The 14,266-nt window shown below is 70.6% G+C and carries 16 protein-coding genes; 7 read left to right on the forward strand and 9 right to left on the reverse strand.

Translation table 11 applies throughout. The annotated features are described in order from the left end of the window. Window positions 1-147: 147 nt before the first annotated feature. Window positions 148-1,164 (forward strand): amidohydrolase family protein, encoded by a 1,017-nt coding sequence (locus QOL69_RS02675; RefSeq protein ID WP_283401931.1) that lies wholly within the window; start codon window positions 148-150, stop codon window positions 1,162-1,164. An 11-nt stretch (window positions 1,165-1,175) separates the two neighbouring features. On the opposite strand, the gene QOL69_RS02680 is transcribed toward QOL69_RS02675, so the two are convergent. Further along, window positions 1,176-1,661, reverse strand: a complete 486-nt coding sequence (locus tag QOL69_RS02680; RefSeq protein ID WP_048078346.1) for an Lrp/AsnC family transcriptional regulator — start codon at window positions 1,659-1,661, stop codon at window positions 1,176-1,178. 140 nt (window positions 1,662-1,801) lie between these two features. On the opposite strand from QOL69_RS02680, the gene QOL69_RS02685 reads away from it, so the two are divergent. The 5 genes from QOL69_RS02685 to QOL69_RS02705 all read left to right on the forward strand — a co-directional run bounded on the left by QOL69_RS02685 (window position 1,802) and on the right by QOL69_RS02705 (window position 3,871). Further along, on the forward strand, window positions 1,802-2,200 hold the full coding sequence (locus tag QOL69_RS02685) for an acyl-CoA thioesterase (protein WP_283401932.1): 399 nt from the start codon (window positions 1,802-1,804) through the stop codon (window positions 2,198-2,200). 110 nt (window positions 2,201-2,310) lie between these two features. Next, entirely contained in the window at window positions 2,311-2,550 is a 240-nt protein-coding gene (locus QOL69_RS02690; protein WP_048078348.1) for a glutaredoxin family protein, read from the forward strand. Further along, window positions 2,547-3,080, forward strand: a complete 534-nt coding sequence (locus QOL69_RS02695; RefSeq protein ID WP_283401933.1) for a cob(I)yrinic acid a,c-diamide adenosyltransferase — start codon at window positions 2,547-2,549, stop codon at window positions 3,078-3,080. Before QOL69_RS02690 ends, QOL69_RS02695 begins: the two co-directional genes overlap by 4 nt. A gap of 45 nt (window positions 3,081-3,125) precedes the next feature. After that, entirely contained in the window at window positions 3,126-3,452 is a 327-nt protein-coding gene (locus QOL69_RS02700) for a cupin domain-containing protein (RefSeq protein ID WP_283401934.1), read from the forward strand. After that, entirely contained in the window at window positions 3,452-3,871 is a 420-nt protein-coding gene (locus QOL69_RS02705) for a rhodanese-like domain-containing protein (protein WP_283401935.1), read from the forward strand. Before QOL69_RS02700 ends, QOL69_RS02705 begins: the two co-directional genes overlap by 1 nt. Window positions 3,872-3,901: 30 nt before the next feature. Here the strand turns inward: QOL69_RS02705 and QOL69_RS02710 are convergent, their stop codons facing one another. The 4 genes from QOL69_RS02710 to QOL69_RS02725 all read right to left on the reverse strand — a co-directional run bounded on the left by QOL69_RS02710 (window position 3,902) and on the right by QOL69_RS02725 (window position 8,582). Then, window positions 3,902-4,810, reverse strand: coding sequence for a Vms1/Ankzf1 family peptidyl-tRNA hydrolase (locus QOL69_RS02710; RefSeq protein WP_283401936.1), 909 nt, complete (start codon window positions 4,808-4,810; stop codon window positions 3,902-3,904). Between the two features lie 503 nt (window positions 4,811-5,313). Continuing rightward, entirely contained in the window at window positions 5,314-5,658 is a 345-nt protein-coding gene (locus tag QOL69_RS02715) for a DUF5802 family protein (RefSeq protein ID WP_283404202.1), read from the reverse strand. 620 nt (window positions 5,659-6,278) lie between these two features. Then, window positions 6,279-7,211 (reverse strand): decarboxylating 6-phosphogluconate dehydrogenase, encoded by a 933-nt coding sequence (locus QOL69_RS02720; protein ID WP_283401937.1) that lies wholly within the window; start codon window positions 7,209-7,211, stop codon window positions 6,279-6,281. Window positions 7,212-7,355: 144 nt separating this feature from the next. Then, the gene (locus tag QOL69_RS02725) at window positions 7,356-8,582 is read right to left on the reverse strand and encodes a threonine synthase (RefSeq protein ID WP_283401938.1); all 1,227 of its coding nucleotides are present in this window, start codon (window positions 8,580-8,582) and stop codon (window positions 7,356-7,358) included. Window positions 8,583-8,776: 194 nt separating this feature from the next. Between QOL69_RS02725 and QOL69_RS02730 the strand changes: the two genes are divergently transcribed. Then, window positions 8,777-9,637 carry a helix-turn-helix domain-containing protein gene (locus tag QOL69_RS02730; RefSeq protein WP_283401939.1) on the forward strand — a complete coding sequence of 287 codons (861 nt, stop codon included), beginning with the start codon at window positions 8,777-8,779 and terminating at the stop codon, window positions 9,635-9,637. Window positions 9,638-9,685: 48 nt separating this feature from the next. Here the strand turns inward: QOL69_RS02730 and gcvPB are convergent, their stop codons facing one another. The 4 genes from gcvPB to fen all read right to left on the reverse strand — a co-directional run bounded on the left by gcvPB (window position 9,686) and on the right by fen (window position 14,137). Then, window positions 9,686-11,116 (reverse strand): aminomethyl-transferring glycine dehydrogenase subunit GcvPB, encoded by a 1,431-nt coding sequence (gene gcvPB / locus QOL69_RS02735; protein WP_283401940.1) that lies wholly within the window; start codon window positions 11,114-11,116, stop codon window positions 9,686-9,688. Continuing rightward, complete coding sequence (gene gcvPA, locus QOL69_RS02740) at window positions 11,116-12,444, reverse strand: aminomethyl-transferring glycine dehydrogenase subunit GcvPA (protein WP_283401941.1); 1,329 nt, start codon at window positions 12,442-12,444, stop codon at window positions 11,116-11,118. The genes gcvPB and gcvPA overlap by 1 nt, the downstream gene beginning before the upstream one ends. A gap of 72 nt (window positions 12,445-12,516) precedes the next feature. Continuing rightward, the gene (gene gcvH, locus QOL69_RS02745) at window positions 12,517-12,900 is read right to left on the reverse strand and encodes a glycine cleavage system protein GcvH (protein WP_283401942.1); all 384 of its coding nucleotides are present in this window, start codon (window positions 12,898-12,900) and stop codon (window positions 12,517-12,519) included. A 259-nt stretch (window positions 12,901-13,159) separates the two neighbouring features. Continuing rightward, the gene (gene fen, locus QOL69_RS02750) at window positions 13,160-14,137 is read right to left on the reverse strand and encodes a flap endonuclease-1 (protein ID WP_283401943.1); all 978 of its coding nucleotides are present in this window, start codon (window positions 14,135-14,137) and stop codon (window positions 13,160-13,162) included. Window positions 14,138-14,266: the final 129 nt, after the last annotated feature.

Below are 14,266 nucleotides of genomic sequence, written 5' to 3' on the forward strand. Positions count from 1 at the left end.
GTGTTCACAAATCGTTCGTTTGTATGGTATTATAGAACGTTATGTTTATGACTCGCCGCGTTCGCGCCCATCGACTGCCCCACCGACCGCCTCGCCGCCTGGCGTCGACTCAGGAAACCATATCGGCCCCGAGCGCGGAGCGTGGGTATGGAGACGATCACTGGGACCGTCCTCGCCGGGACGTCCCTCGAACCCGTCCGTGGGCGCGTCGTCGTCGAGGACGGTCGGATCGAGGCGGTCGAGGAGACGGACATCGAGTCGACGGACATCGTGATACCGGCGTTCGTCAACGCGCACACCCATCTCGGGGACTCCGTGGCGAAGGAGGCGGCCGTCGGTCTCTCGCTCGACGAGGCCGTCGCGCCGCCGGACAGCCTGAAACACCGGCGGCTCGCGGCCGCGGACCGCGCGGAGCTCGTGTCGGCGATGCGGCGGACGCTCCGGTTCATGCGGCGGACCGGGACCGTCTCGTGTCTCGACTTCCGCGAGTCGGGACCCGAGGGGGCGCGAGCGCTCCGCGAGGCAGCGGCGGACGCCGACGTCGACCCGTTCATCTTCGGGAGCGGCGACGCGTCCGTGCTGGACGTCGCCGACGGTTACGGTGCCTCCGGCGCGAACGACGACGGGTTCGCCGCGGAGCGCGCCGCCTGCGAGGAGCGCGGCCGCCCCTTCGCGATCCACGCCGGCGAGCCGGACGCAACCGACATCCACCCGGCGCTCGACCTGGATCCGGACCTCCTCGTCCACATGGTCCACGCCGAGCGCGAACACCTCGAACGGGTCGCGGACGAGTCCGTGCCGGTCGCGGTGTGTCCGCGCGCGAACGCCGTCCTCGACGTCGGCACGCCGCCGGTGCGCGACCTGCTCGACCACACGACGGTCGCGCTCGGGACGGACAACGTCATGTTGAACCCGCCGTCGATGTTCCGGGAGATGGCGTCCGCGGCGAAGCGGTTCGACGTGAGCGCCCGCGAGGTGTTGCGGATGGCCACCGCCGCCGGGGCCGAGATCGCCGACCTCGACTGCGGCGTCATCGCCCCCGGTCGGCGGGCGGCGCTCGTCGTCCTCGACGGCGACTCGGACAACCTGTCCGGCTCGGTCGACCCGGTCCGCGCGGTCGTCCGGCGCGCGACCCCGCTCGACGTCGAGCGCGTCGTGGTCTGAGAGCCTGCTCCTCAGCCGTCCGCGTCGTCGTCCCGTCCGGCATCGAACCTGCCGAACGGGGTCGTCTCGTGGGTCCGCACGAGCACCTCGTCGGCGACGGTGACGCCCATGTCGAGGAGCTCCTGCGCCACGGGCGTGATGTCGTTGTCCGACTCGCCGACGACCGTCACGAGGAGGTTCTCCTCGCCGGTCACGAGCTCTTGGACCGACACGACGCCGTCGATGTCGAGGATCTCCGGGATGCGCTCGCCGCGCTCCGGAATCGACGCGGTACAGTAGAGCAGCATCCGGAGCGGGTACCCCGACCGCTGGTAGTCGACGCTGGCGCTGTACCCCTTGATCACGCCGTCCGATTCGAGGCGTCCGATGCGCTTGCGGACGGTGCTGTCGGAGGTCCCGGTCCGCTCCGCGATGTCCCCGGACGACGTGTTCCGGGCGTCCTCCTGTAGCGCGTACAGGATCGCCCTGTCGACGTCGTCGATCGATCCGTTGTCCATGGCTCGTGATAGACACGTGCCGTTTTTATAAGATGCGGGAGGCGAAAACCCACGGCTGAAGCCGTGGGAGGAGGTCAACGGTTGTCGGGCCGCCGCTTCGATCCCGACGCCTACATACGGTCCCCGCCAGTGGGTCGGATATGGCACCCTACACCGTGGACATCGACGTTCGGTTCCGCGACATCGACGCGTTAGGCCACGTCAACAACGCCGTCTACGCGACGTACATCGAGCAGGCGCGGACGCGGTACTTCCGCGAGGTTCTCGACATCGACATCTCCCAGTCGTCGAACGTGCTGGCGTCGATCTCGATCGACTTCCGCCGCCCCGTCGAACTGTCCGACGACCGGGTCACCGTCACCGTCGATCTGGCGGAGCTGGGCCGATCGAGCGTGACGATGGCCCACGAGGTCCGGGTCGGCGACGCCGTCGTCGCGGAGGCGGAGGCGACGATCGTCTCGCTGGACCCCGACACCGGCAAGCCGACGCCGATCCCGGAGGACCACCGGGCCGCGATGGAGTCGTACCACGACGTCTGAGGGACCGCGTCCCTGAGGATCCGCGGTCTCCGCGGCGACAGCGGCGCGGAACCGATCGCCCGAGCGACCCGGACGCACACCTTCTTGACGCCGCGCACGGATCGATCGGTATGAGCGTTCGACTGTACGCCCTCGACGGGTGTCCGTTCTGCGAGAAGGCGGCCGACGCGTTGGACGACGCCGGCGTCGACTACGAGACCGAGTGGGTCGAGGCGCTCCACTCCGAGCGGAACGGGGTCAAGCGGGTCAGCGGCCAGCGCGGGGTCCCCGTCCTCGTCGACGACGAGCGCGGCGTGACGATGGCCGAGAGCGCGAACATCGTCGAGTACGTCGAGAGGACCCTCGCATGAGCATCTACACCGGCCGCGGCGACGAGGGTGAGACCGACCTCCGGGACATGAGCCGGGTGTCGAAGTCGAGCTACCGCATCGAGGCGTACGGCTCCGTCGACGAGGCGAACGCGCTGCTCGGGACGATCCGCCCCACCGGCCACGACGACGTGGACGACCTGCTGGAGACGGTCCAGAACCACCTCCACGTCGTCCAGGCCGACCTCGCGAACCCCGATCCCGACCCGGACGACCCGCAGGTCGAGAGCCGCCACACCGAACGGCTGGAGGACCGCATCGACGCGTTCGACGAGGAACTGGAGCCGCTGACGTCGTTCATCCTCCCGGGCGGCGGCGAGGCCGGGGCGGCGCTCCATCACGCGCGAGCCGTGGTGCGGCGGGCGGAGCGCCGCGTCGTCGACCTCGCGCGCTCGGAGCCGATAAACGAGGCGGTCGTCACCTACCTCAACCGGCTCTCGGACCTCCTTTTCACCCTCGGCCGCGTCGTCAACGCGCGCGACGGCGAGCCGGAGGAGTCGCCCTCGTACTGACGGTCCGAACGCGCGATTTTTCCCCGTCCCGCGCGAGGTGCGGGTATGACGCTCGACAGCTACGCGACGGCGGTCGCCGACCTCGATCCCGCGCCCGGCGAGGTCGAGACGGCGGAGCTCGTCGTCACCGACGACGTGCTCGTGAAGGCGTTCGTCCTCGGCCCGGACGCGGCCGTGGACCCCCACGAACACGCCGACGCTACGAACGTATTCCACGTGGTCGAAGGCGAACCGACCGTGATCCGCGACGGCGACGAGGAGCCGGTCGCGGCCCCGGCGGTGGTAGAAAACGAGCGCGGCGCTGTCCACGGCGCGCGCAACGACACAACCGACCGAGCCGTCTTCACGGCCACTCTCGCCCCGCTCAACTGATGGACGGCGAGATCGATCCCGAGGAGCTGTCCGCGCTACTGTCCGAGCGCGCCGACGGCTCCGCCGACGAGACGCTCCGAATCGTCGACATTCGCGACCGGCGCGCGTTCGACCGCGGCCACCTCCCCGACAGCGAGTGTATCCCGTTCCCCGAGCTGACGAGCCGGATCGCGGAGCTTGAGGGAGCCGATCGGATCGTCACCGTCTGCCCGCACGGCGTCGCGAGCCAGCAGGCGGCCCAGCTGATCGGCAGCTACGAGGGGACCCAGAACGCGCGCGTCGAGAGCCTCCGCGGCGGCGTCGAGGCGTGGGAGCAGGCGGTCGGCGAACTGACCGCCACCGACGCGTCGGACGACGACGCCGACGGGGAAGATGTCGACGCCGGGGACGCCGACGAGGGTCCCGAGTCGCCGTTCTGACGCGGGACTGACTGCTCCGCCTCGTGTATCCTACAGCGCGCGGAGGCGGACCCGCCAGAAGTCGCGGAACGCGTCGTCGAGCGCCGCCTCCGGCTTGCCCGTCGCGTCCGAGACGTCGGTCCGGTCGGCGCGGTCGCGCACGCGCCCGAGGACGCTCCGCTCGCCCACGGCGATCACGCGGTCGATGTTCCCCGCGTCCGCGACCTCGGCCAGCGTTTCGTTCGCGCGGTCGAGGTGGTCGTCTATCTGTCCCTCGCGCCGGCGCTCGAAGCGCCCCTGCGAGAACCCGCCCTTCGAGTGGGCCTCCTTCACGTCGGAGGTGAACCCCTCGAACTCGACCCGCTCGGCCCCCTCGTAGACGCCGAGCGCGAAGACGTCCGACCGGACCAGAGCGAACGCGAACCGGCCGGTCGGGCGGAACCACGCGTCGTCGAGGCGGAACTCGTCGTCCCACCGGTCAAACGATTCGGGTTCGACCGGCGGGGTCAGCGCCGCGCTCACCGCGCCGGTGTCGTCGGCGAGGACGACCGCGGGGGCCGCCCGCCGGACGAGCGCCGCGCGGTCGCCGAACCAGTCCGTGACGGTCGCGGGGACCGCGTCGCTGTCGGGGACGAACGCGGTGAGCAGTCCCTCCGGATCGTCGCTCTCGACGGCCCGGAACCGGTCGAGCACGTCCGACACTCTCGCGCCGCTCAGGTCGCTCACGCGCCGGAACTCGACCGACTCCTCGGTCCCCTCGGTGCGGTCGAGGCGCTCCTCTAACGACTCGATCCGGTGTTCGAGTTCGTTGGCGCGCTCCTCGGCGCGCTGGCGGTCGGCGACCGCGTCGGAGCGACGCCCCTCCTCGGCCTCGGCGCGGCGTTCGAGGTGGCGCTTCTCCTCTTCGAGCTCCTCGATCCGCTCTTTCAGCTCGGCGCGCCCGAGCAGCCTGTCGATCATACCCGAACGGCGCTCCCCCGCGACCTAAAAGGTGCGTCTGCGACGGCGACGACGTGGGAGATGTTGCTTATAAACGAGCGGTGTGCGGTGGCGCGCGCCTCCGAGCGCCCCACAGGGCGCGAGGAGTGCCGCGCGAGGGAGTCGGTCGCCGGAGCGGAGCGACGGCGACCGACGAGGCTGGGGAGGCGTGAGGTGCGGTTGCGGTGCGGGGTGGGACTCGAAGGGGCAGCCGGGAGGTGGACGCAGGCGATGTAAGCACCGCAGGGAGCGAACGAAGTGAGCGACCGAGGAGCGCAGCGAGCGTGCGTCCACCTCCCGGCTGGGGCTTCGGCGGTCTCGGTTACACCGTCAGTTTCGTTGTGTCGAGCGGCTGGGGCTTCAGAGGTCCTCAGCGTCGATTCTCCCTTACCGCGTTATAAGCAAATGGATACGGAGATACGGCTGCTTACCGTCGATCAACCCGAATCTGCTTATAAATAAACTCCGGAGCCAAAGCCGTAGTACTACGCGTTCACGAACGGTTCCCACCCCTCCCATCGGAGGAGCTTCTCAGCGCGGTCCGCGTCCGCCAGCAGGACGTTCTTGCTGTCCGGGAGCGTCTCGTCGGCGAGTTCCTGCGGGATCGCGAGCGTCCCGCTCGCCACGTCGTCGTCGCCGCCGACCGGAATGTGGCTGCCGCCGACTTTCATCACGAGCGGGGCGTCGAGTCGCTCGACGCCCTCGCCGTCCGCGTACAGCTGCTCGTTGACGTGTTCGTGGTCCGCCCGCCGGATGACGGCGCGCTCGCCGTCGTGGGGTTCCACGTACAGTTCCCCCAGGTAGTAGCCGCTTGAGAATCGCTCGAACATTCTGTGCGTGAGATACTCTACCATGACCATACATAAGTGTTTCTCGGACGTGCTCGACCGTGATAATCGGGGAGGGGGAGGGTGTCACAGAACAGTTCATCCGATGTCGTGTTCAGTATTCTCTATCCGAATCTCCTCGAAGAACGAACTCGGTTATAAGGCGGCTATTTCGAGAGTAGAGAAGGTATCAAGGGCAGAAGCGCTGCTGACGCAGTGAACACGGTCGCCGAAGCCCCAGCCGGGAGGCGGGCGCACGCTCGTTGCGGTCCTCGCTCGTTCGCGTTGCTCACTCGCTGCGGTCCTTACGTCGCCTGCGCCCGCCTCCCGGCTGCCCCTTCGAGTCCCACCCCGCACCGCAACCGCACCTCACGCCTCCCCAACCTCGTCAGTCGCCTGCGCTTCGCTCCGGCGACTGACTCCAGCGAGAATCGAAGATTCTCTGGCAGCCGACGGCTCCGCCGCCGGCGACCTCGCGCGGCGCTCCTCGCGCCTTTAAAAGGCACTCGGAGGCGCGCGCCGCCGCACCGCAGATCGGCCGTCGATCCGTCCGTATCAAGGGAACCTCGTTTCGGCGTGAGAACCGTTCCGAGATGTAACCGGGACGGAACGCTGCCGCGCGATCAGTCGTCGTCCGAACGCCGCGCGACCTCGTGCCGCCCGAACCCGTACCGCAGCCGGTTCGCGAGCCGCCGCGAGAAGCGCCCCTCGTTGCGGGAGTCGAACCGCTCCGCGAGCGCCTGATAGATGAGCGGAACCGGAACCTCCTGTTCGAGCGCCTCCTGAACCGTCCACGTGCCCGTCGAGCCGCCCGCGACGTGGTCTGCCACGTCGCCCAGATCCGACCCCTCCTCGCGGAACGCCTCCTCGCACAGTTCGAGGAGCCACGACCGGATCACCGCACCGTTGTTCCAGGTGCGCGCCACCGACTCCATGTCGAGGTCGTACCGGCCCTCGGTGAGCAGCTCGAACCCCTCGCCGTACGCCTGCATCAGCGCGTACTCGACGCCGTTGTGGACCATCTTCACGTAGTGGCCCGCGCCCGACTCGCCCATGCGGTCGTGGCCGTCCGGGCCGGTCGCGACCGCGTCGAAGACGGGGACCATCGCCTCGTAGGCCCACTCGGGACCGCCGACCATCAGCGAGAACCCCTCCTCGGCGCTCGCCGGCCCGCCGGAGGTGCCGCAGTCGAGGTAGGCGGCGTCCGTCTCCTCGGCCCGCCGGACCGACTCCGCGAACTGGGAGTTCCCGCCGTCGACGACCACGTCGTCGCCGGTGAGATGCGGTTCGATGTCCGCGAGCGTGGCGTCGACCGCGTCGCCCGCGGGGACCATCAGCCAGATCCGCTTGCCGTCCGCCTCTCCGTCGTCCGCTTCGCTCTCGTCCAACCACTCACACAGATCAGCCACGGAGTCCGCGGGCTCCGCGCCGCTCTCCGCCGCCGCCGCGGTCGCCTCCGCCGAGAGGTCGAACGCGACCACGTCGTGGCCCGCCTCGATGGACCGGTTCGCGACGATCTGCCCCATCCGCCCGAGTCCGATGACGCCGAGTTCCATGCGCGAGGGGTGGCGACCGCCCGCCGTAGTGGTTCCGGTTCGGGCAGCGACCGGGGCGGGTCGCTCCTCCCGCTTGCCGTCTACTCCGCCGCGTTCGCCTCCCGCTTGCCGTCTACTCCGCTTCGTTCACCTCCCGCTTGCCGCCTACTCCGCTTCGTTCGCCTCCCGCTCGCCGAGGTGCGCGCGCAGCGCGTCGACGTCCTTGTTGCCCGCGCCGGTGTTCAACAGGACGACGGTGTCGTCCGGCCCGAACTCGCCCGACTCCGCGAGCGCGAACGCGCCGGAGGCGGCGGCGGCGCACGTCGCCCCCATCTCCAGCCCCTCCGCCCGCGCGACCTCGATCGCGGCGTCGAGGATCTCCCGGTCCGTCGTCGCCACCGCGCCGCCGTCCGACTCCCGGATCGCCTCCAGGATGAGGCCGCTCGCGCCGGGGTCGGGGATCGCGATCCCGTTGCACGCCGTGTCGACCTCGTCGTCGGCGAGCGGCTCGTGCCGCTCCGCGCCCGACTCGTAAGCGTCGACGACCGGCGCACAGCCCGCGGCCTGCGCGGCGTACATCGGGACCAGCTCGTCGGTCCACCCCAGCTCCCGCGCCTCCCGCGCCGCCTTGTGCATCCCGACGAGGCCGACGCCGCCGCCGGTCGGGTAGACGACCGCGTCCGGCGGGTTCCAGTCGAGCTGCGCCAGCAGCTCCAGCGCCATCGTCTTCTTTCCCTCGTGGCGGTACGGGGTGACGAACGTCTTCGTCGAGTACCAGTCGGGGTGGTCGTCCATCGCCGCGGCGTACGCCTCCCCCGCGTCGCCGATCTGCGAGTTCCCGTCTACTGGGTCGGTGACCGTCAGGTCCGCGCCGTGGACCTCCGTCATCGCCTTCTGGGTGAATCCCGCCCGCGAGGGGAGGAACACGTGCGCGTCTAGGTCCGCGCGGGCCGCGTACGCCGCGGCCGCCTGCCCCGCGTTGCCGGCGCTGTTCAGCGCGACCTCGCTCGCGCCGTGCTCGCGTGCGGCCGTCATCGCGGCCGACTGCCCCCGGTCCTTGAACGTCCCCGTGGGGTTCGCGCCCTCGTCTTTCAGGAGGACGCGGCCGACGCCCATCGCGTCCGCCAGCGCCGGACACTCGACGAGCGGCGTCGCGCCCTCGCCGAGCGACACGGCCGTCTCGGCCGGGAACGGGAGCAGTTCAGCGTACCGCCACATCGACCCGTCGGGACGGGCGTCCAGCGTCTCCGGCGTCAGGTCGATCCGGTCGTAGTCGTAGTCGGGATCCAAGATCCCGTCGCAGTCGGGACAGCGGTGCGTCGCCGTCTCCGCGTCGAACGTCTCCCCGCAGTCGACGCAGGTCAGGCCGACGAACGCCTCTGTGGTCTCCATGGACACGCGCTCGCTCGCCGGGGACTTCGGTGCTGCGGTCCCGGCGGTCCGCCCCCGAACCGCCGCGCGGGTACTTAGGTTCGAAACGTATGAAGGGGTACGCCGAGGTGGACCGAGACCGTACGCTCAGGGGAGATGCGTGTACCAGCGACCGTCGGGGCGACCGGTCCGCCGGGCGAATCGGGGTGGAAGCGATGAGTCGGACCGCACTGCGGTTGGACCTCCCGACCGGGTCGTGGCTCGGCGACGTCTCCCGGAGCGTCCCCTCGGCGACGCTTCGCGTCGACGAGACGGTCTCGGTCGACGGCCCGTCCGAGGCGCTCGTCGACGGCCCGAACGGGATCGGAAACAACCCGACCGGAACCGACGACGACTCGACGACGGTCGCGACCGTCCGCGTCGCCGGCACCGACAGGGACCGCGTCGGGGACGCGCTCCGGGAGCACGAGCGCGTCGCCCGCGAGACGGTCGTCGACCGCCGCGGCGAGGTCCGCACGCTCCGGGTGGTCGGCCACGCGCCCGCGTACCTCCCGGCGGCACGGGCGGTCGGCCTGCCGATCGAGTCGACGGTCGAGGTCGTCGACGGCCGCGCGACCGTGACGGTCGTCGGCGACCGAGACCGGATCGAGGCGTTCGGCCGGCGGCTCGCCGGCGACGGGGTGACGGTCGGCGTCGCCGCGACCGGCGGCGACGGCCCGGACCGGACGCTCACCGAGGCGCAGCGCGAACTCGTCTTCGAGGCGGTCCGGTCGGGGTACTACGACACGCCGCGCCGCTGTACGCTCACGGAGCTGGCCGAGGCGAACGACATCGCGAAGTCGACCTGTAGCGAGACGCTCCACCGCGCCGAGGGCCGGGTGATGCGGCGGTTCGTGGACTGCGCGGGACCGTTCGACGCGAGGTCGGACGCCGAGGACGCCCCGGGCGGCGCTCCCGACACGGACGCACTTCCCTTCGACGCCGGCGAGTTCGACGACGACCGCGACGCCACCGAGTTCGACGGCGTCGACGCCGACGGCGAGGAGCCGGTCCGGTCCGCCGCGACCGAACCCTGACGCAGGCGGTCATTTCCAGCTGTCGAGCGCGCCTCCCCGTCGTGCGTTCTACTCCCCGTCGAGCGCCTGCCACGAGAGCCGCGGGTTCCGCGCGGCACCGACCTGATCGATCCGGGCGGCGGCGGTCCGGTTCGGGGCCGAATCGAGCGCCTCGTCGGTGTCGGCGTACGCGAGGTTGAACGCCTCCGCGAGGTCGTCGAGCGACGATTTCCCCTCGATCTCGGTCGGCTCCGTCAACATCGCCTCCGGCACCATCTCCGGCCACTTCGTCGTCGGCGGGTGAACGCCGAAATCGAGCATCCGCTTGGCGACGTCGGCCGCGTCGCGGTCGCCCGCGGTCGCCGCGAACTCGTGGTGGAACGGGCCGAAGGGCACGTCCAGATCGAGCCGCTCGGCGAGGTAGTTCGCGTTGAGGACCGCCTTCGCGGCGGCGTCCGCGAGCCCCTCGTCGCCGAGGCGAGCGATGTACGCGTACGCCTTGATCAACACGTGCCAGTTGCCGGCGAAGCCGTGGACCTTGCCGATCGTGTGATCGGGTTCGAAGCGCTCGTACCCCGACCCCTCGTCGGTCTCGCGGACCCTGGGCGTCGGGAGGAACGGTGCCAGCTCGTCGACGACGCCGACCGGCCCGGCACCCGGGCCGCCGCCGCCGTGCGGGGTCGCGAACGTCTTGTGGACGTTGTAGTGCATCACGTCGAACCCCATGTCGCCGGGCCGCCCCCGCCCGAGGAGCGCGTTGAGGTTCGCGCCGTCGTAGTAGAGCAGCCCGCCGGCGTCGTGGACGATCTCGGCGATCTCGGTGATGTCGCGCTCGAAGAGCCCGACCGTGTTCGGGTTCGTTAACATTAGGGCGGCGGTGTCGTCGCCGACGGCCGCCTCCAAGGCCTCCAGATCGACGCGGCCGTCCTCCCCGGAGGGGAGTTCGACCACGTCGTAGCCGGCGGTCGCGGCGGTCGCGAAGTTCGTCCCGTGCGCCGACGCCGGGATCACGACCTCCGAGCGGTCGTTGCCGTGGTGTTCGTGGTACGCCTTCGCGACGAGGATCCCCGTCAGCTCCCCGGCCGCGCCCGCGGGCGGCTGGAGCGTGACCGCGTCCATCCCGCCGATCTCCGCGAGGGCGTCCTGGAGCCGGTACTGAAGCTCCAAGATCCCCTGCGCCGAGCGCGCGGAGCGGTCGGGGTGGACGGCCGCGTTCGAGTCCGCGGCGACGTCCTCGGTGAACTTGGGGTTGTACTTCATCGTACAGCTCCCCAGCGGGTACGGGCCCGAGTCGATCGACCAGTTCATCTGCGAGAGGCGGGTGTAGTGGCGCGCCGTCTCCGGCTCCGAGGGGTTCGGGAGCGTCAGCTCCTCGCGCGTCAGGTCGTCGGGGAGCGGCGACTCCTCGCGCACGTCGACCGTCTCCTCGCCCTTCTCCGAGAGGAGCGGCTCCCGGACGTTCTCCCCGTCGCGCTCGTAGTTCGCTTGGTCGTGGATCATCAGAGTACCTCCTCGAAGGCCGCGACGAGTCCGTCGGTCCGCCCGGCGGTCAGGTCGGTGACGCACACCTGAAGCAGGTGGTCACCGATCGCGTGGACCGCGAACCCCTCGGTCTCTAAGTCCCCGGCGACGGCCGCCGCCGGCTGGTCGACGCGGACCGCGAACTCCCGGAAGTGGTGGCGGTCGTGGACGGGCGCGGCCGCGCCCGACAGGTCGTCGATCCGCGCCGCGAGCGCCTCCGCCTCGCGGACGCAGTCGTTCGCGAGGTCGACGAGTCCGTCCGGGCCGAGCGTCGCCGCGTGGATCGCCGCCCGGAGCGCGACCCACGCCTGGTTCGTGCAGATGTTGGAGGTGGCACGCTCCTTGCGGATGTGCTGTTCGCGGGTCTGGAGCGTCAGCGTGTACGCCCTGTCGCCGTTCGCGTCCTCGCTCGCGCCGACCAGCCGCCCGGGGACCTGCCGCAGGAAGTCGTCGCGGCAGGCGAAGATCCCCAGTCCCATCCCGTAGGCGGTCGGGAGGCCGAGCGCGCCGGCCTCGCCGACGACGACGTCGGCCCCGACGGTCGCCGGCGACTCCAGCACCGACAGCGCGACGACGTCGGAGCCGAGGACGAACAGCGCGTCGGTCTCGCCGGCGAGGTCGCCGATCGCCGCGAGCCGCTCTTCGATACAGCCGCGGACGGTCGGGCTCTCCGCGTACACCATCACGGCGTCGTCGCCGGCGCGCTCCGCGAGCGCGTCGACGTCGGCGGTGCCGTCGGCCATCGGATAGGTCTCGACGGTCAGGTCCGCGCCCGCGCAGTAGTTCGACAGCACCGCCCGCTTCCCCTCCCGGAGCTGTTCGGGGACCAAGACCACGTCGCCCGAGGTCGACCGGACGCGGTCCGCGAGTGTCGCGGCCTCGCCGAGCGCGGTCGCGGCGTCGTACATCGAGCAGTTCGCGACGTCGAGCCCGGTCAGCTCCACCAGCATCGACTGGTACTCGAAGAGGGCCTGAAGGAACCCCTGTGACACCTCCGGCTGGTACTGGGTGTAGCTCGTGAGGAACTCCGCGCGGTCGGCGAGGTGGTCGACGACGCTCGGCACGTAGTGGCCGTAGTGGCCTCGTCCGAGGAACTCCGTGAGGTCGTCGTTGCGGTTCAGGATTCGCGCGCACTCGTCGCGGATCTCGCGTTCGGTGCGCGGCTCGATGCCGAAGTCGCCGTCGAAGGCGACCGCGTCGGGGATGTCGAACAGCGCCTCCTCGTCGTCGACGCCGACCGCAGCCAGCATCGCCGCGGTCTCCTCGTCGGTGTGGGGCGCGTACGGCGTGCCGTTCGCCCGGCTCATCTGACCGCCCCGGCGTCGCCCGCTCGTTCGATGCCGCGTCGTCCGTCGGAAGGTGTCGCGTTCATGGTCGGGTCAGGCGATCTGGTCGTCGTACTCGTCGGCGTCGAGCAGTCCGTCCGCGTCTCCGCCCTCGGCGGGCTCGACTTCGAGCATCCATCCGTCGCCGTACGGGTCCTCGTTGACCAGCTCCGGGCGGTCGAACAGCTCCTCGTTGACCGCGACGACCTCGCCCGAGACGGGGGCGTACAGGTCCGAGACGGCCTTGATCGACTCGACGACGCCGAACGCCTCGCCGGCGACGACCTCGTCGCCGACCTCGGGCAGTTCGACGAACACCACGTCGCCCAGTTCGTCCTGCGCGAAGTCGGAGACGCCGATCCGGACGGGGTCGCCGCCGGTCGTCGCCCACTCGTGCGATTCCAAGTACCGTCTGTCGTCGGGAACGTCGAAGCTCATTGGTCAGGGTCGTCGCGGCCCGCTCGGGACTCGGTCCGCGGGAGCGCCGCGCCGCCGGGATCGGCCGTAGATCCGATCTCCCGGCCGGTTGCGGGCGTTGTCCGCGATCGAAAGGCGGTCCGCGACACGTGTGTCTCTCTCTTCCGACGACGAGGAAATAAAAGGTGTGTTCGCGGCGGTCGAGCCGGCGGACGCCGCTCGTCCCCCAGCCGTCGCGCCCCGTCAGGTCCGCCGACCGAACCCGGTCGACCCCGCCCGATCAGGTCCACCGGTCCAACCCGGTCTGGACCTGCGACTCCGCGATGCGCTCGAACCCGCGTTCGACCTCGTCGCCGGCGACGCCCCACTCGTCGACGACGTACGCGCGGGCGGCCTCGACGTCCGGGTTCACGTCGGCGTCGACCGCGACGTCCGCCGCGGGCGGGTCCATGAACAGCTCGCGGATCGCCTCGGCGTTCGGGATCTCGGCGTCGCGGGCGTCGAGGACCCCCCACAGGTCGCCGTGTTCCCGGATCGCCTTCACCGCGGTCTTCGGCCCGATCCCGCGGACGCCCTCGTTGAAGTCCGTGCCGCACAGCATCGCGGCGTCGACGAGCCCCTGTCGGTCGAGTCCGAGGTCGTCGAGCGTCGCCGCGAGATCCATCAGCTCCGGGTTCCCCTTGCTCGTCAGCTGACGGAGCGTCGTCGGTGCGCCGAAAAGCAGGGTGTCGTAGTCCTCGCTGCCGGCGTGGTCGACCGTGCCGGTCGCGGCCATGTGCGCGCACTGGGCCTCCCCCTCCGCGGGGGCCTCGACGATCGGCACGTCGAGCAGGCGGAGCAGCTCCCGGGTCGTCTCCTGAATCGTGTCGGTGAGCCGCTGCGTCCGGGCCTCCAGTCGGGCTGCCTCGACCGCGTCGCCGCGCTCCTCAGCCGCGGCCCGGCGCTCCTCCGCCCGCTCGCGCTTCTCGCGCCGCTCGGCGACCTCGTCGGCCTTCAGGTCGGTGACGGCCCCGTCGAACACCATCACCGGGATCAGGTCGTGTTCGAAGAACTTCGGGAGCCCCTGAACCACTCCGATCAGGTTGGCGACCTCGACGCCGTCCGCGGTGGTGTACTTCTCGTCGGCCGTCCACTTGACCGTCGTCGTGAGGTAGCGGTACAGCCAGTTGTGCGCGTCGACGGCGACGACGCTCCCCTCGATCTCCGCGAAGGGGACGTCGCGGATCGACGCGAGATCGCGCAGGTCGGCGTTTCCCATTGCCCGTCCCTTGTGCGCGCCGGTGTTAAACGCTGACCGTCCGCGGCGACGCGTCCGCCCACCGGCTCACGCCGTCGTCCCACGCCTGCCGACTTCTGGGCCGTTTATGTGTCTCACGCGCCTACGTGG

The sequence above is a fragment of the Halorubrum sp. DM2 genome, from assembly GCF_901686465.1.
In the GTDB taxonomy this organism is placed as follows: domain Archaea; phylum Halobacteriota; class Halobacteria; order Halobacteriales; family Haloferacaceae; genus Halorubrum.

Coding starts and splice junctions, on each gene's coding strand:
- QOL69_RS02675 (WP_283401931.1), top strand. CDS start 148: ATGGAGACGATCACTGGGACCGTCCTCGCCGGGACGTCCCTCGAACCC.
- QOL69_RS02680 (WP_048078346.1), bottom strand. CDS start 1,661: ATGGACAACGGATCGATCGACGACGTCGACAGGGCGATCCTGTACGCG.
- QOL69_RS02685 (WP_283401932.1), top strand. CDS start 1,802: ATGGCACCCTACACCGTGGACATCGACGTTCGGTTCCGCGACATCGAC.
- QOL69_RS02690 (WP_048078348.1), top strand. CDS start 2,311: ATGAGCGTTCGACTGTACGCCCTCGACGGGTGTCCGTTCTGCGAGAAG.
- QOL69_RS02695 (WP_283401933.1), top strand. CDS start 2,547: ATGAGCATCTACACCGGCCGCGGCGACGAGGGTGAGACCGACCTCCGG.
- QOL69_RS02700 (WP_283401934.1), top strand. CDS start 3,126: ATGACGCTCGACAGCTACGCGACGGCGGTCGCCGACCTCGATCCCGCG.
- QOL69_RS02705 (WP_283401935.1), top strand. CDS start 3,452: ATGGACGGCGAGATCGATCCCGAGGAGCTGTCCGCGCTACTGTCCGAG.
- QOL69_RS02710 (WP_283401936.1), bottom strand. CDS start 4,810: ATGATCGACAGGCTGCTCGGGCGCGCCGAGCTGAAAGAGCGGATCGAG.
- QOL69_RS02715 (WP_283404202.1), bottom strand. CDS start 5,658: ATGTTCGAGCGATTCTCAAGCGGCTACTACCTGGGGGAACTGTACGTG.
- QOL69_RS02720 (WP_283401937.1), bottom strand. CDS start 7,211: ATGGAACTCGGCGTCATCGGACTCGGGCGGATGGGGCAGATCGTCGCG.
- QOL69_RS02725 (WP_283401938.1), bottom strand. CDS start 8,582: ATGGAGACCACAGAGGCGTTCGTCGGCCTGACCTGCGTCGACTGCGGG.
- QOL69_RS02730 (WP_283401939.1), top strand. CDS start 8,777: ATGAGTCGGACCGCACTGCGGTTGGACCTCCCGACCGGGTCGTGGCTC.
- gcvPB (WP_283401940.1), bottom strand. CDS start 11,116: ATGATCCACGACCAAGCGAACTACGAGCGCGACGGGGAGAACGTCCGG.
- gcvPA (WP_283401941.1), bottom strand. CDS start 12,444: ATGAGCCGGGCGAACGGCACGCCGTACGCGCCCCACACCGACGAGGAG.
- gcvH (WP_283401942.1), bottom strand. CDS start 12,900: ATGAGCTTCGACGTTCCCGACGACAGACGGTACTTGGAATCGCACGAG.
- fen (WP_283401943.1), bottom strand. CDS start 14,137: ATGGGAAACGCCGACCTGCGCGATCTCGCGTCGATCCGCGACGTCCCC.